This window comes from Pseudomonas sp. PDM20 (genome assembly GCF_014852575.3).
GTDB lineage: Bacteria > Pseudomonadota > Gammaproteobacteria > Pseudomonadales > Pseudomonadaceae > Pseudomonas.
In genome coordinates, this window is record NZ_CM181224.1 from 2,620,914 (window position 1) to 2,639,939 (window position 19,026).

Annotated in this window: 15 protein-coding genes; 7 read left to right on the forward strand and 8 right to left on the reverse strand. The window is 66.0% G+C overall.

Annotated elements, in window-relative coordinates:
- Nucleotides 1-3: 3 nt before the first annotated feature.
- Nucleotides 4-3,312, forward strand: coding sequence for an ImcF-related family protein (locus IB261_RS12215; protein ID WP_225606124.1), 3,309 nt, complete (start codon nucleotides 4-6; stop codon nucleotides 3,310-3,312).
- Nucleotides 3,309-4,502, forward strand: a complete 1,194-nt coding sequence (locus tag IB261_RS12220) for a hypothetical protein (protein ID WP_192382979.1) — start codon at nucleotides 3,309-3,311, stop codon at nucleotides 4,500-4,502. The genes IB261_RS12215 and IB261_RS12220 overlap by 4 nt, the downstream gene beginning before the upstream one ends.
- 63 nt (nucleotides 4,503-4,565) lie before the next feature.
- Here IB261_RS12220 and IB261_RS12225 read toward each other — a convergent pair whose 3' ends face one another.
- Together IB261_RS12225 and IB261_RS12230 are read right to left on the reverse strand one after the other, a co-directional pair.
- Entirely contained in the window at nucleotides 4,566-4,823 is a 258-nt protein-coding gene (locus IB261_RS12225) for a PA2433 domain-containing protein (RefSeq protein ID WP_192382978.1), read from the reverse strand.
- Between the two features lie 122 nt (nucleotides 4,824-4,945).
- Nucleotides 4,946-5,869 (reverse strand): LysR family transcriptional regulator, encoded by a 924-nt coding sequence (locus IB261_RS12230; RefSeq protein WP_081516789.1) that lies wholly within the window; start codon nucleotides 5,867-5,869, stop codon nucleotides 4,946-4,948.
- Nucleotides 5,870-5,992: 123 nt separating this feature from the next.
- Between IB261_RS12230 and IB261_RS12235 the strand changes: the two genes are divergently transcribed.
- Nucleotides 5,993-6,751 carry a 3-oxoacyl-ACP reductase family protein gene (locus IB261_RS12235; protein WP_081516790.1) on the forward strand — a complete coding sequence of 253 codons (759 nt, stop codon included), beginning with the start codon at nucleotides 5,993-5,995 and terminating at the stop codon, nucleotides 6,749-6,751.
- Between the two features lie 112 nt (nucleotides 6,752-6,863).
- Here the strand turns inward: IB261_RS12235 and IB261_RS12240 are convergent, their stop codons facing one another.
- Nucleotides 6,864-7,952, reverse strand: a complete 1,089-nt coding sequence (locus IB261_RS12240; RefSeq protein WP_192382977.1) for an FUSC family protein — start codon at nucleotides 7,950-7,952, stop codon at nucleotides 6,864-6,866.
- A gap of 211 nt (nucleotides 7,953-8,163) precedes the next feature.
- Here IB261_RS12240 and IB261_RS12245 point away from each other — a divergent pair, with 211 nt between their 5' ends.
- Nucleotides 8,164-10,227, forward strand: a complete 2,064-nt coding sequence (locus IB261_RS12245) for a putative bifunctional diguanylate cyclase/phosphodiesterase (RefSeq protein WP_151186731.1) — start codon at nucleotides 8,164-8,166, stop codon at nucleotides 10,225-10,227.
- A gap of 5 nt (nucleotides 10,228-10,232) precedes the next feature.
- On the opposite strand, the gene IB261_RS12250 is transcribed toward IB261_RS12245, so the two are convergent.
- Complete coding sequence (locus IB261_RS12250; protein WP_192382976.1) at nucleotides 10,233-11,099, reverse strand: LysR family transcriptional regulator; 867 nt, start codon at nucleotides 11,097-11,099, stop codon at nucleotides 10,233-10,235.
- Nucleotides 11,100-11,208: 109 nt separating this feature from the next.
- Here IB261_RS12250 and IB261_RS12255 point away from each other — a divergent pair, with 109 nt between their 5' ends.
- From IB261_RS12255 to IB261_RS12265, 3 genes are read left to right on the forward strand one after another with little or no spacing between them, the layout of a single operon-like run.
- On the forward strand, nucleotides 11,209-11,844 hold the full coding sequence (locus IB261_RS12255; RefSeq protein WP_151186733.1) for an ankyrin repeat domain-containing protein: 636 nt from the start codon (nucleotides 11,209-11,211) through the stop codon (nucleotides 11,842-11,844).
- 25 nt (nucleotides 11,845-11,869) lie between these two features.
- Complete coding sequence (locus IB261_RS12260) at nucleotides 11,870-12,325, forward strand: nucleoside deaminase (protein ID WP_138216536.1); 456 nt, start codon at nucleotides 11,870-11,872, stop codon at nucleotides 12,323-12,325.
- The gene (locus tag IB261_RS12265) at nucleotides 12,322-13,542 is read left to right on the forward strand and encodes a CynX/NimT family MFS transporter (RefSeq protein ID WP_192382975.1); all 1,221 of its coding nucleotides are present in this window, start codon (nucleotides 12,322-12,324) and stop codon (nucleotides 13,540-13,542) included. The genes IB261_RS12260 and IB261_RS12265 overlap by 4 nt, the downstream gene beginning before the upstream one ends.
- A 54-nt stretch (nucleotides 13,543-13,596) precedes the next feature.
- Here IB261_RS12265 and IB261_RS12270 read toward each other — a convergent pair whose 3' ends face one another.
- The 4 genes from IB261_RS12270 to IB261_RS12285 all read right to left on the reverse strand — a co-directional run bounded on the left by IB261_RS12270 (nucleotide 13,597) and on the right by IB261_RS12285 (nucleotide 19,011).
- Nucleotides 13,597-13,797, reverse strand: a complete 201-nt coding sequence (locus tag IB261_RS12270) for a hypothetical protein (protein ID WP_192383258.1) — start codon at nucleotides 13,795-13,797, stop codon at nucleotides 13,597-13,599.
- A 117-nt stretch (nucleotides 13,798-13,914) separates the two neighbouring features.
- Complete coding sequence (locus IB261_RS12275) at nucleotides 13,915-14,109, reverse strand: hypothetical protein (RefSeq protein WP_192382974.1); 195 nt, start codon at nucleotides 14,107-14,109, stop codon at nucleotides 13,915-13,917.
- Between the two features lie 265 nt (nucleotides 14,110-14,374).
- Complete coding sequence (locus IB261_RS12280) at nucleotides 14,375-15,802, reverse strand: efflux transporter outer membrane subunit (protein WP_192382973.1); 1,428 nt, start codon at nucleotides 15,800-15,802, stop codon at nucleotides 14,375-14,377.
- Between the two features lie 5 nt (nucleotides 15,803-15,807).
- A complete protein-coding gene (locus IB261_RS12285; RefSeq protein ID WP_081516797.1) occupies nucleotides 15,808-19,011 on the reverse strand; it encodes an efflux RND transporter permease subunit in 3,204 nt (1,067 codons plus the stop codon).
- Nucleotides 19,012-19,026: the final 15 nt, after the last annotated feature.

A 19,026-nucleotide genomic window follows, 5' to 3' on the forward strand; every position in this document is an offset into this window, starting at 1 on the left:
CCCATGCGTTCTGCTCGTTTGCTGGTTCTGATCGTCTCGTTGGTCGTGCTGATTGGCGGTGTCGTTACCGTGCTGCTGCGGCGCTATCCGGAGTTGCTGGGGGTGCGTGCTGGCAGCGCGGAGCAGTCCTCAGGGCTGTTCTGGACGCTGGCGCTCGGCTCGTTTGTGCTGCTGCTCCTGGGGCTTTATCGCTTCCTGGGCAGGAAGTCCGGGCAGTTCGATTACCAAGTGGAAAGCGCCGATGATGCGCAGCCAGCCACGCCAACTGCGATTGATTCGGCGCAGGATGCTGCCCGGGGTGATCTGCGTGCCATTCGCGAGCATATGTCCACCGTCTACGGCTTTGCTTGGCGCAACAAGGTTCGCCTGTTTTTGGTGGTGGGCGAGCAGACGGAGGTCGATGCCATCGCGCCTGGGTTGCCTGCCGCCCGCTGGCTGGAAGGCGAGGGCGTGGTGCTGCTGCATGGCGGCAGCCTGCGCGGTTCCTGGCGCGCTGGCGTCATCTGGCTGCTGGGGCAGTTACGTCCAAGGCTGCCACTGGATGGCGTGGTCTGGGCCCAGAGCGAAGGGCAAAGCCACGAGTTGCCGGCGCTGAGCGAAGGCGTGCTGCAACTGCGCGGCCTGGCGCGGGACCTGCGCTGGCAGGCGCCGTTGTACCTGTGGCAACTCCGTAGAAGCGATTGGGAGCAGCAGTCCCGCAGCAACCCTTCGGTGGGCTGCCTGTTGCCGCCAGGCGCCTCGGTTGACCAAATCGAAACGCGCTTGCACCAGTTGCTGGCGCCGTTGCGTGGGCAGGGGCTGCAACGCATGAATTCGGCCAGCAGCCAGGATTTCCTGCTGCGCCTGTCCCGCGACCTGGGCGAGTCGGGTATCGCTAGCTGGCGCAAGGTTCTGGAACCCTTGCTGAGCCGTTTTGCTCGTGGCGTACCGTTGCGTGGGTTGCTGTTCAGCCTGGCGCAAGTGCCCTCTGCCGAAGGGCAAGCCAAAAACTCCTGGTCGCCGGCGCCGGCCTGGGATGCCATTCGCGAGGACCGGCAGGCGCGCGGGCGTCGCTTCGGCTGGACATGGTTGCGCGGTGCGCAGGTAGCTGCGCTGGGGTTTGCCGGGCTTTGCGCGCTGGCGCTGCTGCTTTCGTTCGCCAGCAACCGTAGCCAGATCGCTACGGCCGAAGCGACCGTGACGACGGTCAGCACAGCGGGCGACCTTGATGCGCAGTTGACCGCGCTGCGGGCTCTTACCCGCGAACTGTCGAGGTTGGAGCAGCGACGGGAGCAGGGTGCACCCTGGTACCAGGGCTTCGGCCTGAGCCAGAACGATGCGCTGCTGGCGGCGCTCTGGCCGCGCTATGCCAAGGCCAACAATGAGCTCATGCGCGATGTGGGCGCCCGCGCGCTGGAGCGACAACTCGCCAGCCTGGCCGGTTTGCCAACTGACGGCACCGAACTGGCTGAGCGCGCCCTGAGCGCCCGCGACCAGCTCAAGGCCTACCTGATGATGAGCCAGCCGGACAAGGCCGACGGCAAGTTCCTCGGCAAGCAGCTGCGCAAGGTCAGTGCCGAGCGCGCGGACCTGCCCGCCGAGAAGTGGCAGGCGTTGGCGCCAGACCTCTGGGGGTTCTATGCCGAGCACCTGCAGGCCCATCCTGAGTGGCGCCTCCAGCCCGACGCCGGGCTGATCGCCCAGGCGCGCCAGGCGTTGCTCGGACAGCTCGACCAGCCCACGACCGAAGAGGCGCTCTACCAGCAGTTGCTGACGCGGGCGGGCAAGCAGTATGTCGACCTCGGGCTGGCGAGCCTGGTAGGCGCCAATGAAGCCACAACGCTGTTCGAAACACCCGCCAGCGTGGCGGGAGCCTTCACCCGTCAGGCGTGGGACGGCTATCTCCGTGAAGCCATCGCCAAGCTCGGCGAAATCCGCCACGAGGAACTCGACTGGGTACTCAGCGACCCGCAGCACCCGCTGGCCCCTGAGCTGCAACCAGCCGCCCTGCAGGCACGCATTAGCGAGCGCTACTTCCAGGATTTCGCCCAGGCCTGGCTGGAATTCCTTAACAGCATTCGCTGGCGCAAGGCGGATTCTCGGAGGGAGGCCATTGACCAACTGGGCCTTTTGGCCGACTCACGTCGCTCGCCCCTGGTGGCGTTGATGGATTCGCTGGCATTCCAGGGCGGGGCCGGCACTGCCAATGTGCAGCGTTCCGCCAAGGGCGAAGGTGCCGGCGATGAGGCGGCTACGGACGCAAGCACAGCCATGCAGCAAACGTTCGGGCCGCTTCTGGCCTTGCTGGGCAGGGCGGCTCCGACGGCCAGTCAGAAGGCCAGCCTGCCGACTTACCTCATCCGTGTCGGACAGGTGCGCACACGCTTGCAACAGGTCGAGAGCGCGTCAGATCCACGGGCGATGGCGCAGACTCTGGCGCAAGCCACCTTCCAGGGTCGCACCATCGACACCCAGGACTACGGCCAGGTGGTCGCGCAAAGCCTCGGCAAACCGCTGGAGGCCTTCGCCCAGAACCTGTTCGTACTGCCTGTGGGGCAGGCCTGGTCGGGGATGATGCAGTCCTCGGCGGGTAACCTGAATCGCCAGTGGCAACAGGAGATAGCCGCCGATTGGCAGCGTGCGTTCGCTGGGCGTTATCCCTTCGTCGTTAGTGGGCCAGATGCGCCATTACCCATGCTGGGGCAGATGATCCGGTCCGGTGGGCGTATCGACCGCTTCATCGCCGATGAGCTGGGTGGGGTCCTGCGCAAGCAAGGCAAGCGCTGGGTGCCGGTGGGCGGCGAGGCGCAGGGGGTACGCATCAATCCCGCCTTCCTGGCTGCGGTGAATCGACTGGGTGAACTGGCCGGTGCCCTGTACTCGGATGGCGCCATGCGTATGTCTTTCGAGCTGAAGGCCAAGCCGGTGCGTGATGTGGTGGAGACCACGTTGATCATCGATGGTGAGCGGCTGGAGTACTTCAACCAGATGGAAAGCTGGAAGACCTTCACCTGGCCAAGCCAGAACGACCATCCGGGCGTCATGCTGACCTGGAGCAGCGTCAAGGCGGGCGCCCGGTTGTATGGCGACTACTCTGGCCCCTGGGCGCTGTTGCGGCTGCTGGAACAGGCGAAGATCACACCTCCTGCGGGCGGTGGTTCGATCTATCAGGTGAGGTTGATGGCGCCGGATGGCCTGCCGCTGACCTGGGAGCTGCGCGCTCAAGGTGGCGGAGTGCTGGCGATGTTGAAGCTGCGAGATTTCAGGTTGCCGCAGGAGGTGCTGCTGGGTACCAGACATGACGCGGCCTATGCCGTGGGAGCGCGGAAATGAACACGGACACTTTCAATTGCCCACCTTTCGTCAGACGCAAGCTGGAAGAGTTGGGCTTCATCGCGCTGGATAGCGAGTGGGTGAACAGCAAGGCGCTCTATCGATTCCAGTGCAGCCAGGGGCATGTATTGAGTTACACGGCCTATAACCTGGTGCCTGTTCGCAGTTGCCGTTTGTGCCGTGAGGCGGCGCGAATGCAGCGTCTGCATAGCAAGGCGCGACAGGATGGCAGTGTGTGCCTGGACGAGCAATGGAACGGGCAATACAGCCATTATCGCTTTCGCTGCCTGCATGAGCCGAGCCATGAGTGGATGCGAAACTATAACTCCGCCGTTCGCGATAGCGTGTGTCCGCTTTGTGTACGCCGGGCTGGGGCCTTGCAGAGAGTTTCGCGCAAGGGATTGCCGCGCTTGCAGGAGCACGCGAAGAAGCGGGGAGGGGAATGCCTGTCCACTGTCTTTCGTGGGCAAAACTTCAAATACCTGTTCCGCTGCGCCGAAGGGCACACCTGGGAGGCGATGGCCATACAGGTGCTGCAGAGAGGGACCTGGTGCTACAGGTGCAGGGGCAAGGGCACGGAACGGCGGCTGGATATCGAGGACGCTCGACGCCTGGCGCAATCGCGCGGAGGTGAGTTTCTCTCTCCAGAGTTCATGACGAGCAAGGAGCGCTATACCTGGCGTTGCTCCAGAGGCCATATCTGGGAGGGGCAATACGCACGTATACGCAGGGGCAGTTGGTGTTTGCAGTGCGTCAAGGAGGACAAAGCCGCGGACCTGGGACCATTGCAGCAAGCCGCCGCGCTTCACGGTGGGAAATGCCTGTCCGAGGTTTTTCTGGGCGTGAGTGCCAAGCATCGCTGGGAATGCGCGAAGGGACACGTCTGGGAGGCATTGTTCTATACGGTCCGCAAGGGAAACTGGTGCGCACAATGCGCCAAGGATGCTCGCTGGCTTACGCTGGAGGATATGCAGGAGGCTGCCGCAAGGCATGGCGGACAGTGCCTGGCCGAGGAGTACCGTGGTGCTCATGTGAAATATCAGTGGTTGTGCGCTCGAGGACATACATGGAGTACTCCTTTTCGTCAGGTCCGTGCGGGACACTGGTGTCAGACCTGTGCACACATCAGTTATACAAAAGTGGGGTCGGCGGCCTGGAAACGCTATCAGGGTCATCTGCCCAGAGAGTGAACGCAGTTGCCGGTGCGCGCAAAAAACAGGCCGCTGCTGCGGCCTGTTTTCATTGCGGAGCCCTCAGCGGTTGGCGGGCTTCTTGATCACGCGCAGCGCCTGGCTCGACTGGTTGACGCACTCCTCGTAGTTGCCGGCCTTCTTCGCCGCCTCGGCCTTGGCGACGTACTCGTGGACCGTATTGACCTTCACGCCGGTCGCGTTCTTGCTGGCGGTCTTGAGGAAGTCGTTGATCTGCTGCAGGTTGCCGTCGCACAGCGCGCTATCAGCGAAGGCCGGTACGGAAAACATCATGGCCAGGAGCAGGGCATATTTTTTCATCCAGGTTCTCCTCGATTCTCGATGCGCAAGCTTCTGGTCTGCGTAGCTTGCTAAGTATCGACCCGCTGGCGACTGGCAAGATTCATTTCAATTTTCGCAACAAGGGTCGAGGTCGTAGCGCTTCACAGCGCACTGAAGCGCTGCTCCAGGCCCTGGCTGCGGAAGTGCTCGATGACGTAATCGACGAAGACCCGCGTCTTGGCCGGCAGCAGTTTCTGCGCGGCGTAGTAGAGCGCGGTGTTGCCGGCGTCCACATACCACTCCGGCAGCACGCGCACCAGGCGCCCGCTGTCGAGGTAGGGCACGGCGTGCTGCATGCTCACCAGGGTTACCCCCAGGCCCATCAGTGCGGCGACACAGGCGGCTTCCGGGTCGCTGAAGGTCATGCGTTCCTTCAGTGAGATCGGCGCCTGGGCCTGCTGGCGGTTGGTCAGCGGCCAGGGCCGCACGCGGCCGGTCTGCGGCGAGCGGATGCGGATGCCGTCGTGGCTGGGCAGGTCCGACGGATAGCGGATTGCCGGGCGGCCGTCGAGGTAGGCTGGCGAGGCCAGCAGCACCAGGTGCGCCGGGCTCAGCTTGCGCGCCACGACGCCGGGCGGAAGCTCGAAGCCGCCGCCGATGGCCGCGTCGAAGCCTTCGGCGATAAGGTCGACCTGGCGGTTGTCGAAGTGCCAATCCGGGCGGATCGCCGGGTAGCGCCCGAGGAAGTCGCCCAGCAGCGGCAATATGTAGTCGCGGCCGAACACCAGCCCCATGCTCACCTTCAGCATGCCGCTGGGCTGGCCGTCGGCGCTGGCCAGATTGGCGATGGCGCTCTGCAGGCTGGCCAGGCCACCGCTTGCTTCGTCGAGAAATCGCGCGCCGGATTCGGTCAGTGTCAGGCTGCGGGTACTACGCTGGAACAGCCGCACGCCCAGGTTGCTCTCCAGCCTTGCCACGTTCTTGCTCACCGCCGCGGGCGTCAGCCCCAGGTTTCTCGCGGCGGCGGCGAAGCTGCCGGCCTCGGCGCTGCGGACGAAGCATTCGATACTGATCAGGCTTTCCATGGGTGGTATTCCGGACGTTTGGTATCGACTGAATATAGCGATTGCTGGCTACCGAGTAACGAGTCCGCGAGGGAAACTGGCCCCGTCGAACTTACTCCCCCACTGGATTCCTGGAGACACGAAATGACCACCACGCAAACCCATCAACCTCTCGCCGGCAAAGTCGCTTTCGTACAGGGCGGCTCCCGTGGCATCGGCGCCGCCATCGTGCAGCGCCTGGCCCGCGAAGGCGCTGCCGTGGCCTTCACGTACGTCAGCTCGGCGCAGAAGGCCGAAGACCTCGCCGCCAGCATCGAAGCCGGCGGCGGCCGCGCCCTGGCGCTGAAAGCAGACAGCGGCGATGCAGCTTCGGTGCAACAGGCCATCGACACCGCGGCCCAGCGCCTGGGCGGCATCGACATCCTGGTGAACAACGCCGGCGTGCTGGCCATCGCCCCGGTGGAAGAATTCAGCCTGGAAGACCTCGATCGCACCCTGGCGGTGAACGTGCGCAGCGTCTTCGTCGCCACCCAGGCCGCCGCGCGGCACATGGGGCAGGGCGGGCGCATCATCACCATCGGCAGCACCAACGCCGACCGCATGCCCTTCGGCGGCGGCGCGGTCTACGCCATGAGCAAGTCGGCTATCGTCGGCCTGACCAAGGGCCTGGCCCGTGACCTCGGCCCGCGCGGCATCACCGTGAACAACGTGCAGCCCGGCCCGGTGGATACCGACATGAACCCGGCCGACAGCGACTTCGCGGCCTCCCTGATGGACCTGATGGCGGTGGGTCGTTATGGCCGCGCGGAAGAAATCGCCGCCTTCGTCGCCTACCTGGCCGGCCCGGAAGCGGGCTACATTACCGGTGCCAGCCTGACCATCGACGGCGGCTTCGGGGCTTGATTGGCTGCGCGTCGGCATAACTGCGTTGAAAAATGCCCCGGACTGCTCATTTGCAATCTGCAAACTCCGCGTCCGTGGCATTTTTCGCCTTGTTCTGCTCTAGCTCGCGCAATCAAACTCTATCTCTGCTCTGGATGTTCCAGTGCCCGGAGGTGGCGGCGAGCTTTTCCGAAAGCATCTCCACCTGTTCATAGAGACGCAGCGTGAGCCAGTAGAAGCCCTGCTTCTCGAAGGAGTCGGTCAGGTTGTGCGGCCGCACCGGGAGGTTTTCCAGACCCTGGCAGGCCTGCACCAGCTTGCTGGTGCGACTGAACTTGAGGGCATGGGCCGATTGCAGCAGCAGGCGGCCGATGATCTGCCGGTGGCTGTCGAGGCTGGCCGGCACCGGTTCTATCTCCCCGGCCTCGGCGGCGAACTGCCGTGAGGCGATCAGCGATTCCAGGGTGCCCATGATCGCGCGGTGGATGCGCTGGAGAATCTCCAGCTCGCGCAGCGGCATGCCGGTCTCCCGCGACACCGGCCCCAGGTGTGCACGCGATGCCACCAGACGGTGGTCCAGCTCCTCCAGCTGGCGGGCGAAATGCTCGGGGGTGAAGTCGTGGTTGGACGACAGCTGCCCGTACATCCGCGCGCAGGCACGCAGGTTGTCCGAGAGCAGGTAGCGCCAGACATAGACCGCCCGCAGCGGGTAGATCTGCGAGAACAGCAGGGCTACAGCGACGCCGATCAGCACGTTGGCCGAACGCCACAGCCCTTCGGTGAAGCCCGTCTCACCGGGACCGGCGACGATGCACATGGTTATCCCCGCCAGCAGCGCGACGTAGCCGGGCCGGCGGATCGCATAGAAGGCCGAGGCCGCGCCCAGCACCGACATGGCCAGGTAGGTGAGGGTGAGCGAACGGGTCTGGTCGTAGATCGCGATCACACACAGCCCCAGCGCCGCACCCACCAGAGTGCCCATCACCCGCTCGTAGGACTTGCCGCGGATCGTCCCCTGGTGCACCAGCCCACCCATCACCACCAGCACCGTCACCGAGGCCCAGAGACCGTGGGGCAATTTCAGCGCGCTGGTCAGCAGCATCGAGGCGAGCAGCGCGAGGCCGACGCGCACGCAGTGAATCCAGGCGGCGTAGCGGTAGCGGGTGTAGGGGTTGGCCAGGCGGCGGAACGGCAGGGTGAGGATCGAGGGTTGCTTCGCCAAGGGAAGCGGCTCCGGTTGTGGGGGACTCTGCAAGGGTAGCCGGTTGCGCCGGCCAGAGCCTGCGGTGGATCATTCTGGCGAGCCGCCGAACGGGCTCAAGGCAGCTGCGGGCACGCCGATAGAAATTCCACCGGAAGCGCTGGTTCCTCTTCACCGGTCTTCGCTAGAATTCCGCACTTTTGCGCCCGCCCCACGGGCACCGAGATTTCCCATGCTTGCCGGTAGTTACGATCCCTCCCTTGTCCTGATTTCGCTGTGTGTCGCCATGCTGGCGTCCTACACGGCCCTGGACCTGGCCGGGCGCATCGCGACCACTCGTGGCTGGCCGGTGCTGCTGTGGATCGGCGGCGGCGGGGTGGCCATGGGCATCGGCGTGTGGTCGATGCACTTCATCGGCATGCTCGCCTTCAGCCTGCCCATCCCACTGGGTTACGACCTCACCCTGACGCTGCTGTCGCTGGCCATTGCCGTGCTCAGCTCGGGCTTCGCCCTGGCGCTGGTCAGCCAGGATCGCCTGCCGCTCTGGCAGCTGATCTGCGGCGCGCTGGCCATGGGCACCGGGATCAGCTGCATGCACTACCTGGGCATGTACGCGATGCTGATGCAGCCGGGTATCGATTACGACCCGGCGCTGTTCGGCCTGTCCCTGGCGATCGCCGTGGCGGCTTCCGGCGCGGCACTGTGGATTGCCTTCAAACTGCGGCAGAACACGCCCTACGTGCGCCTGGCCCGTGCTGGCGCGGCGCTGGTGATGGGTGTGGCCATAGTCGGCATGCACTACACCGGCATGGCGGCCGCGCGTTTCCCCGCGGGCAGCTTCTGCGGCGCCTCCCCCAGCGGGTTGAACAGTGACTGGCTGGCGCTGCTGATCATCATCGTCACCCTGGCGGTGATCGGCATCGCGCTGCTCACCTCGGTGCTGGACGCACGGCTGGAGTCGCGCACGGCGCAGCTCACTTCGTCGCTGGCCCTGGCCAACCAGGAACTGACCCAGCTCGCCCTGCACGACAACCTCACGCGCCTGCCCAACCGCATCCTGCTGGAAGACCGCATCGAGCAGATGATCGGCAAGGTGCAGCGCGGCGGCGGGCACTTCGCGCTGATGTTCCTCGACCTCGACGGCTTCAAGCCGGTCAACGATGCCTTCGGCCACCATGTCGGCGACCTGCTGCTCAAGGCTGTGGCCCAGCGCCTGCGCGACAGCCTGCGCAGCGAAGACACCGTGGCGCGCATCGGCGGCGACGAGTTCGTGGTGCTCGCCGAACTGGCCGAGGCCGAGGACGCTGTGACCGTCGCCGGGCAGCAGATCAGCCTGCTGGCCCAGCCGTTCCAGGTCGCCGGGCAGGAGCTGCGCATCGCCGCCAGCATCGGCATCGTGGTCTATCCCGGCGACGGCGCCAGCCAGCATGAACTGCTGCGCAACGCCGACGCGGCGATGTACCACGCCAAGGGCAACGGCAAGAACGGCTACAGCTTCTTCGAGCAGTCGATGAACACCAACGCGCGCAACCACCTGCAGTTGCTGCACGACCTGCGCGCGGCCCTGGAGCGTCGCGAGTTCATCCTGCATTACCAGCCCAAGTTCGCCGCCAGCGGCGAGCCCATCGGCGCCGAGGCGCTGCTGCGCTGGCAGCATCCGCAGCGTGGCCTGCTGATGCCTGACACCTTCATCGCCTTGGCCGAGCGCACCGGGCTGATCATCCCCATCGGTGACTGGGTGCTGGACGAAGCCTGCCGGCAGATGCGCGAGTGGTACCTGCAGGGCCATGAAAGCTGGCGTGTGGCGGTGAATCTCTCGGCGCTGCAGTTCTGCCATGCGGCCCTGGTGCAGTCGGTGGCCGACGCGCTGCAGCGCCACCAGCTGCCGGCGCGCTGCCTGACCCTGGAGATCACCGAGACCACCGCCATGCGCGACGCCGACTCCAGCCTGGAAATCCTCGGCAGGCTGTCGGACATGGGCGTCGACCTGTCCATCGACGACTTCGGCACCGGCTACTCCAGCCTGCTCTACCTCAAGCGCCTGCCGGCCAACGAGCTGAAGATCGACCGCGGCTTTGTCCGCGACCTGGAGCAGGACAGCGACGACGCGGCCATCGTCTCGGCCATCGTCGCCCTGGGCCAGGCGCTGGACCTGCGCATCGTCGCCGAGGGCGTGGAAACCTCGGGGCAGCAGAACTTCCTCACCCGCCTGGGCTGCGACTCGCTGCAGGGCTTCCTGCTCGGCAAGCCGGTGCCGGCCGAACAGTTTCTCGAGCGTCTCGGCACGCCGGCCTGAGCCCTTCAGTTTTCCGGCGCGGTCGCTGCGAGCTGCGCGCACAGTTCGCGCAGTTGCTCGCACAGGCTGCGTCCGGCGCTGCCCAGCTCCGGGCGCGCATAAAGCGCCAGTTCCAGCCCCTCGATGGGGGCGAAACCTTCCTCGGCGGTCAGCACGCGATGGCCTTCGTGACGGCCGCGCAGGGGCAGCAGGCTGACGCCCATGCCCGCCGCCACCGCCGCTGAAAGGCTCGCCAGACTGGCGCTGCTGTAGCTGATGCGCCAGCGCCGGCCGCTGGCTTCCAGGGCGTGGATCATCTCCTGGCGATACAGCGCCCCCAGCGGGAAGACCACCAGCGGCAGCGGATCACGGGTGGCGGCAGGGGTGGCGGCGCTGTCCTGCCAGGCCAGGGGTTCGGGCCAGTGGGCCAGGCAGTCGCTGTCCGCGCCCCATTGCTTGACCAGCGCCAGGTCCAGTTCGCCGCTGCGGTACTGGCGCAGCAGTTCCTGGCTGAGACCGCTGGAGACTTCCAGGCGCAGCCTCGGGCGTTCTGCGCTGAAGGCCGCCAGCAGCGGCATCATCCGTTCGCCGGCGAAGTCCTCCGGCATACCCAGGCGCAGCACGCCTTCGCTGTGCTCGCTGCTCAGCGCCTCGCGTGCCTCCGAGCCGAGTTCGAGGATGCGCCGCGCGTAGCCCAGCAGCTGCTCGCCCTGTTCGGTGGGCAGCACCTGGCGCTGGCTGCGGTCCAGCAGGCGGCAGTCCAGGCTCTGCTCCAGCCGCAGGATCTGCTGGCTGACGGTGGACTGGGTGAGGTGCAGCAACTCGGCGGCGCGGGTGAAGTTGCCGGCGTCCACCACCATCACGAAGCTGCGCAGCAGGTTGGGATCAAGCATTGCGATTCCCACTGAAAGTCATGTTTCTATTTAATTTCAGCATAGAACATCCCTTCGTCATACTGGCTGCATTGATTAGAGGCACGACAGCCATCACGGGGGAGCGCCCATGGAAATGCCGATTGTTCAGACCGAGGACGTGCACAGCCGTGCCGCCGCAGACTCGCTATTGGGCGCTGCCAGCGACGGTCGCGAAGCCGAGGTGGCGGCCCTGCTCAAACGCGGCGTACCGGTGGATGTGAGTGACGGGCAGGGCAACACGCCGCTGCTGCTGGCCACCGCCGGCAACCGTGTGGAAGTCGCGCGGCTGCTGATTGCCGCTGGCGCCGACGTCAACCGGCAGAACCGTATCCATGACAGCGCCTACCTGCTGGCCGGTGCGGCGGGGCGCCTGGAGATCCTCCGGCTGACCCTGGCCCACGGCGCCGACCTGCGCAGCACCAACCGCTATGGCGGCACGGCACTGATCCCGGCCTGCGAGCGCGGCCATGTGGAGGTGGTAGCGACACTGCTCAAGGCCGGCGTCGACCCCGATCACGTCAACAAGCTGGGCTGGACCGGGCTGCTCGAAGCCATCCTGCTCAGCGACGGCGGCCCGCGTCACCAGGCCATCGTGAAACAACTCATAGAAGCCGGGGCGAACCTGAACCTGGCCGACAACGACGGCGTCACGCCGCTGCAACACGCCCGCCAGCGCAACCAGACCACCATCGCCAGGATGCTGGAAGTCGCCGGCGCGCATTGATCGAACCGATTCGCTGGAAACTGCCATGTCACACGAAGTCTTCATGCGCGAGGCCCTGCAACTGGCCCGCGACAACATCGAGGCCGGCGGCCGCCCGTTCGGCGCCGTGCTCGTCAAGGACGGCCGGGTGATCGCCCGCGCCGCCAACTCCATCCACCTGGATTTCGACCCCACCGCCCACGCCGAGCTGCTGGCGATCCGCCGTGCCTCGGCGGTGCTGGGCATGTCGCGGCTGGACGGCTGCGTGATCTACGCCAGCGGCCACCCATGCCCGATGTGCCTGGCGGCCATGCACCTGTGCGGCGTGGAGGGCGCGTACTTCGCCTATTCCAACGACGATGGCGAGCCGTTCGGGCTGTCGACTGCCGCCGTGTACCAGCAGATGACCCAGCCGCCGCAGTGGCAATCGGTACCGCTGCGCGCGCTGCGTCCGAGCGGTGAAGAGGGTCTCTACAACCATTGGCAGGAGCAGCGCTCATGAGCCGCGGCATGACGCTGCCGGCCCAGGGTGAAGCGGCGGGGCAGAGCAGCCACGCCGGCTGGATCGGCCTGCTGGTGATAGTCGCGCTGGGCATCAACCTGCGGCCGATCCTCACCTCCATCGGCCCGCTGCTGGCCGATATCCACGATGCCACCGGCCTGGGCTTCCAGGGCCTGTCGATGCTGACGGTGTTGCCGGTGCTGTGCATGGGCCTGTTCGCCCTGGGCCTGCCGTGGGTAGGCCCGCGCCTGGGCGAGAGCCGCGGCATGGTGCTCGGCCTGCTGGCCATTGGTGCGGCCTGCTTCTGGCGGCTGCTGCTGGACAGCGGCTTCGCACTGATCGCCAGCGCGGTGCTGGCGGGCTGCGGCGTGGCGGTGATCCAGGCGTTCGTGCCGGGCGTGATCAAACGCTGGTTCCCGCACAAGGTACCGTCCGCCATGGGCCTCTACTCGGCATCGCTGATGGCCGGCGGCGGCAGCGCGGCCGTACTGGCGCCGGTGGTATCGGAGCACTTCCACCGCTGGCAGGACGGCCTCGGCGCCTGGCTGCTGCTGGCTGTCGTCGGCCTGCTGCTGTGGTCCGTCGCCCGCCCGCGCGAGACGCCGGTGGCCGCGCCGCCCAGGCAGAAGGTGCAGCACTATTTCGGCAGCCGTCGCGCCTGGCTGCTGGCCTTGTACTTCGGCCTGATCAACGGCGGCTACACCAGCATGGTGGCCTGGTTGCCGGTGTATTACCGCCAGCTTGGCTGGACGGCACAGGCCAGCGGCCAGCTGATCGGCCTGATGACCATCTTCCAGGTGATCGCCGCGCTGACCATCCCGCTGCTGATCCGCCGCTCGCTGGATCGCCGTGGCTGGCTGTGCCTGTGCTTGCTGATCCAACTCGCCGGCTTCGTCGGGCTGATCTGCGCGCCGCTGCACCTGCCGGGCATCTGGGTGGCGATGATCGGCTACGGCCTGGGCGCCTGCTTCGCCCTGAGCCTGACCCTGACCCTGGACCACCTCGCCGACGCCGGCGCAGCCGGGCGCCTGGCGGCCTTCGTGCAGGGCATTGGCTTCATCGTCACCGGCATCGTGCCTTACGTCACCGGCTGGCTGCGCGACAGCACCGGCAGCTTCCAGGCTTCCTGGGTCCTGCTGGCGGTGTCGGTGGTGCTGATGCTGGGCGTGACCCTGCGCTTCTCGCCCAAAGGCTATGCGCGGGCGATGCAGCACTGAGGCTGGCTGAAACGAAAATGGCGCCCCGAGGGCGCCATTTTTTTGCCTGCATCGTTACACCGAGGTAGCGATGTAGATGCGGTAGGCAATGATCGACAGCATGCTCAGCGTGCCGACCCACATCAGGAACACGCCCACCGGGCGATGGCGGATGGTGAAGCCGATGCCCAGCATGAACATGCCGAAGACGATGATGCCGAGGGTGATGAAGAGAGACGTGGGGTCCAGCGGGATGAAATGGGCAGTGGCGTCCACGGCGTGTCCTTGTCTGAAATATCCGATATAGAGAGTCTAGGCCAGAGCAGGACCGAACTCCTTTGATCCCTGGCAAGTCGGTCCGGATCATAGCGGCCCGCGGCGCTCAGCCCAAGCTCAGGTCTCCAGCAGGAGCCGGCCCTTGCCCGTGAGGGCAAGCTGCAGGCCGCGCCGTTCGGCGAATCCGAGGTGTACCAGCAGCCACTTCAAACGAGGGTGGACGACCTCGCCGCGTCTGACGCCGAGGAGGAGCCGGCACAGCTCGCTGTCGCCGGAGGATGGTGGACTTCTCTCGACCTCGTTGTTGAGCACTGAGCGGCTTCCCTGATTCTTGATGTCAGTGAATTCTGAATTCGAACCGGCTTCAGCTTATTTTTATTTGCTATCGGAAAACACTGATCGACATCTGGGTTTCTGACAGATTCTCGAACCGGCGTCCTTGGGGCTTGCCTGCGTGGGGCAGAAAGTGACCGGCTGCGCGGGAACTGCCTGGCGGCGGGCATAAAAAAGCCCCGCGGTCCGGAGCGTCAGACCGCGGGGTCAGAAGGTCGGGAGATTCCCGACCGGGGAGGATCGATCAGGCTGCCGGCGTCGGCTGCCAGCCGCCGCCAAGGGCCTTGTAGATCGCCACGATGCCGCGATACACGTCGACTTCCGCCAGGGCCTGGGCGTCCTCGGCGGCCAGCTGTTCGCGCTCGGCGTCCAGCAGGTTGAGGAAGTCCACGGTGCCCTCGCGGTATTGCAGGCCGGCCTGTTGCGCGGCATTGCGGCTGGCTTCGGACTGACGCACCAGCGACACCAGGCGCTGCTGGCGCTTGCCGTAGTCGCTGAAGGCGTTCGACGACTCTTCCAGCGCCAGCAGGACCTGCTGCTCGTAGGTCGCCAGGGCGCCGTCGGCATCGGCCTTGGAGGCGCGCAGGCGGGCCCGCACGCTGCCCAGGTCAAAGGCCGCCCAGGTGATGCTCGGGGCCACGCCCCAGGCGCTGGCGGCGGACGAGCCGATCTGCGAACCACGCCCGGCGGTGTAGCCGAGGAAGCCGCCGAGGCTGACTTTCGGGAACAGGTCGGCGGTGGCCACGCCCACGTCCGCGGTGGCGGCCGCCAGGCGGCGTTCGGCGGAGGCGACGTCCGGCCGGCGACGCAGCAGCTCGCCCGGATCACCAATGGGCAGGGCCTTGGCGATGGCCGGCAGTTTCTTCGGCCACAGGTCCACGCTCAGCGCGTCCGGGCGCTGGCCGAGGAGGGTGGCGATGCGGTTGCGCTGGCGTACTTCCTCGGCCTGCAGTTGCGGCACGCTGGCTTCGGTGGAAGCCAGGCGCGCTTCGGCACGCTGCACGTCCAGTTCGCTGCCGACGCCGGCGTCGCGCAGCTGGATGGTCAGGTCACGGGACTCGCGCTGGTTGTCCAGGTTGCTCTTGGCGATGCTCTCGCGCAGTTGCGCACCGCGCAGCTGTCCATAGGCATCGGCCAGCTCGGCGATCAGGCTGACCTGCAACTGCTGCAGGTCGGCGACTATGGCTTCGCTCTGCGCGTCGCTGGATTCCAGCTGGCGACGCACGCGGCCGAACAGGTCGACTTCCCAGATCATGTCCAGGCCCAGGTCGTAGCGCTCCTGGTTCACCCGGTCCTCGGTCTGGCCGGGCACCTGGCCCTTGCCAACCTGGCCTTCGGCGCGGCTGGTGACCGTGGGGAAACGGTCATTGGCAACGTCGTCGCGGATCGCCCGCGAAGCCAGCACGCGGGCATAGGCCACGCGCAGCTCGCGGTTTTCCTTGAGGGCCTGGTCGACCAGCTGGGTCAGCACCGGGTCATCGAACTGTTTCCACCAGGCGTCTTCGAAGCGGGTGCGGTCGTAGTTCTGCGCCTGGGCGTTGCTGTCCAGTTGGGCCGGCGCGGTGTCCGGCTTCTGGTAGTCGGGGCCGACCATGCACGCGCTGAGGGCCAGCGCGAGCAGGGAAGGGACGAACAGTTTCACGGCACTCTTGCTCACAGCATTGATGGTCATGACGCTCATGCCTGGTGGGCCTCGTTATTGGTCGTGTGGCTCAGGGCGGCGCGTTCCTGTTTCTTCGCCTCACGAGCTTCCATGAAGCGGCGGATCAGCACATAGAAGACCGGGGTCAGCAGCAGGCCGAAGAAGGTCACGCCGAGCATCCCGGAGAACACCGCGACACCCATGGCATGGCGCATTTCGGCGCCGGCGCCGGACGACAGCACCAGGGGCACCACGCCCATGATGAAGGCGATGGAGGTCATCAGGATCGGCCGCAGACGCAGGCGGCAGGCTTCCAGTACCGCGCTCAGGCGGTCCATGCCTTCGTCCTGCTTGTCCTTGGCGAACTCGACGATCAGGATCGCGTTCTTGCACGCCAGACCCACCAGTACGATCAGGCCGATCTGGGTGAAGATGTTGTTGTCGCCACCGGACAGGATCACGCCCGCGATGGCCGACAGCAGGGTCATCGGCACGATCAGGATCACCGCCAGCGGCAGGCCCCAGCTCTCGTACAGCGCGGCCAGCACCAGGAAGGCGAGCAGCACGCAGAGCGGGAACACGTAGATCGCGGAGTTGCCGGCGAGGATCTGCTGGTAGGTCAGCTCGGTCCATTCGTAGGTCATGCCATTGGGCAGCTCCTGCTTGAGCAGGCGCTCGATGGCAGCCTCGGCCTGGCCGGAGCTGTAGCCCGGTGCGGCAGCGCCGTTGATCTCGGCGGTGATGAAGCCGTTGTAGTGCATCACGCGGTCGGGGCCGGAGGTGTCGCTGATCTTGATGAAGGTCGCCAGCGGAACCATTTCACCCAGGTTGTTGCGCACCTTCAGCTGGCCGATCTGCTCGGGTTCGAGACGGAACTGCTGCTCGCCCTGGACGTTCACCTGGTAGGTGCGGCCGAAGCGGTTGAAGTCGTTCGCGTACAGCGAGCCTAAGTAGACCTGCAGGGTGTCGAAAATGTCGCTGATCGCCACCCCGTGGGTCTTGGCCTTCTCGCGGTCGATGGCGGCATCCACCTGCGGCACGTTCACCTGGTAGCTGGTGAACACCGACATGGGGTTCAGCTCCGGCAGCGCGCGGGCCTTGTTGAGGATGTTCTGGGTCTGCGCGTAGAGCTCCTCGTAACCGGCGTTGCCACGGTCCTCGATCTGCAGGCGGAAGCCACCGATGGTGCCCAGCCCCTGTACCGGCGGTGGCGGGAAGATCGCGATGTAGGCGTCCTGGATATCGGCGAACTGCTTGTTCAGCTCGGCGGCGATCTCGTTGGCCGACATGCCCGGGCCTTTACGCTCGCTGAAGTCCTTGAGCGGGGTGAAGACGATGCCGCTGTTGGGGCTGTTGGTGAAGCCGTTGATCGACAGGCCGGGGAAGGACACGGTGTGCTCGATACCCGGGTGCTTGCCGGCGATTTCCGACATGCGCTTGATCACAGCTTCCGTGCGGTCCAGTGTGGCGGCGTCGGGCAGTTGCGCGAAGGCCACCAGGTACTGCTTGTCCTGCTGCGGCACGAAGCCGGTCGGGGTGCTGGAGAAGCCCAGGTAGGTCAGGCCGATCAGCCCCGCATACAGCAGCAGCGCAATCGAGCTGCCACGCAGCACGCGGGTGACGGTGCCGACATAGCCGTGGCTGGCGCGGTCGAAGAAGCGGTTGAACGGACGGAACAGCCAGCCGCCCAGCAGCTTGTCCAGCAGCACCGAGAAGCGGTCCTTCGGCTCGTGGTGCCCCTTGAGCAGCACGGCGGACAGCGCTGGCGACAGGGTCAGCGAGTTGAACGCGGAGATCACCGTGGAGATCGCGATGGTCAAGGCGAACTGCCGGTAGAACTGCCCGGTGAGGCCGGAGATGAACGCGGTAGGGATGAACACGGCGCACAGTACCAGCGCGGTGGCGATGATCGGGCCGGTCACTTCCTTCATGGCGCGCTTGGTCGCCTCGATGGGGGTGAGGCCCAGCCCGATGTTCCGCTCGACGTTCTCCACCACCACGATGGCGTCGTCCACCACGATGCCGATGGCCAGTACCAGGCCGAACAGCGACAGCGCGTTGAGCGAGAAGCCGAAGGCGTGCATCACCGCGAAGGTGCCGATCAGCGACACCGGCACGGCGGCCAGTGGGATGATCGAGGCGCGCCAGGTCTGCAGGAACAGCACGACCACCAGCACCACCAGGATCAGGGCTTCGAACAGGGTGTGCACCACTGCTTCGATGGAGCCGCGAACGAAGATGGTCGGATCATAGACGATGGAGTAGTCCACGCCCTGGGGGAAGTCCTTCTTCAGCTCGGCCATCTTCTCGCGCACCAGGTTGGAGATGGCGATGGCGTTGGACCCGGGGCGCTGGAAGATCGGGATGGCGACCGCCGGCTGGTTGTCCAGCAGCGAGCGCAGGGCGTACTGGCTGGAGCCGAGTTCGACGCGGGCGATGTCCTTCAGGCGGGTGATCTCGCCGTCCGGGCCGCTGCGGATGATGATGTTCTCGAACTCTTCCTCGGTGACCAGGCGACCCTGGGTGTTGATCGACAGCTGGAAGCTGGTGTCGCTCGGCGAGGGCGGGGCGCCCAGCGAACCGGCGGCGACCTGGCGGTTCTGTTCGCGGATCGCGGCGACCACGTCGGTGGCGGTCAGGTTGCGCGAGGCGACCTTGTTCGGGTCCAGCCAGACACGCAGGGAGTAGTCGCCCATGCCGAACAGCTGCACGTCGCCCACGCCGTCCAGGCGCGCCAGCTCATCCTTGATGTTGAGGATGGCGTAGTTGGACAGGTAGAGCATGTCGTAGCGGTTATCCGGCGAGGTCAGGTGCACGACCATGGTCAGGTCGGGCGAGGCCTTGTCGACGGTAATGCCGATCCGCGTGACCTCCTCGGGCAGCTTGGGCTGCGTGCGGGTCACACGGTTCTGCACCTGCACCTGCGCGTTGTCCAGGTCGGTGCCCAGAGCGAAGGTGATGGTCAGGGTCATCTTGCCGTCGGCGGTGGACTGCGAGGACATGTAGAGCATGTTCTCGACGCCGGTGATGGCCTGTTCCAGCGGTGCGGCGACGGTCTCGCCGATCACCTTGGGGTTGGCGCCGGGGAAGTTGGCGCGCACCACCACGGTGGGCGGCACGACCTCGGGGTATTCGCTGATCGGTAGCTGGAACAGCGAGATGGCCCCGCCGATCAGGATGATCAGCGACAGCACGGCGGCGAAGATCGGCCGCTGGATGAAGAATTGCGAAAAGTTCATGGCTGGTTCCTGTCG

Bases quoted from the DNA above. Each gene is read 5' to 3' on its own strand.
- IB261_RS12215 (WP_225606124.1), top strand. From the start codon at position 4: ATGCGTTCTGCTCGTTTGCTGGTTCTGATCGTCTCGTTGGTCGTGCTG.
- IB261_RS12220 (WP_192382979.1), top strand. From the start codon at position 3,309: ATGAACACGGACACTTTCAATTGCCCACCTTTCGTCAGACGCAAGCTG.
- IB261_RS12225 (WP_192382978.1), bottom strand. From the start codon at position 4,823: ATGAAAAAATATGCCCTGCTCCTGGCCATGATGTTTTCCGTACCGGCC.
- IB261_RS12230 (WP_081516789.1), bottom strand. From the start codon at position 5,869: ATGGAAAGCCTGATCAGTATCGAATGCTTCGTCCGCAGCGCCGAGGCC.
- IB261_RS12235 (WP_081516790.1), top strand. From the start codon at position 5,993: ATGACCACCACGCAAACCCATCAACCTCTCGCCGGCAAAGTCGCTTTC.
- IB261_RS12245 (WP_151186731.1), top strand. From the start codon at position 8,164: ATGCTTGCCGGTAGTTACGATCCCTCCCTTGTCCTGATTTCGCTGTGT.
- IB261_RS12250 (WP_192382976.1), bottom strand. From the start codon at position 11,099: ATGCTTGATCCCAACCTGCTGCGCAGCTTCGTGATGGTGGTGGACGCC.
- IB261_RS12255 (WP_151186733.1), top strand. From the start codon at position 11,209: ATGGAAATGCCGATTGTTCAGACCGAGGACGTGCACAGCCGTGCCGCC.
- IB261_RS12260 (WP_138216536.1), top strand. From the start codon at position 11,870: ATGTCACACGAAGTCTTCATGCGCGAGGCCCTGCAACTGGCCCGCGAC.
- IB261_RS12265 (WP_192382975.1), top strand. From the start codon at position 12,322: ATGAGCCGCGGCATGACGCTGCCGGCCCAGGGTGAAGCGGCGGGGCAG.
- IB261_RS12280 (WP_192382973.1), bottom strand. From the start codon at position 15,802: ATGACCATCAATGCTGTGAGCAAGAGTGCCGTGAAACTGTTCGTCCCT.
- IB261_RS12285 (WP_081516797.1), bottom strand. From the start codon at position 19,011: ATGAACTTTTCGCAATTCTTCATCCAGCGGCCGATCTTCGCCGCCGTG.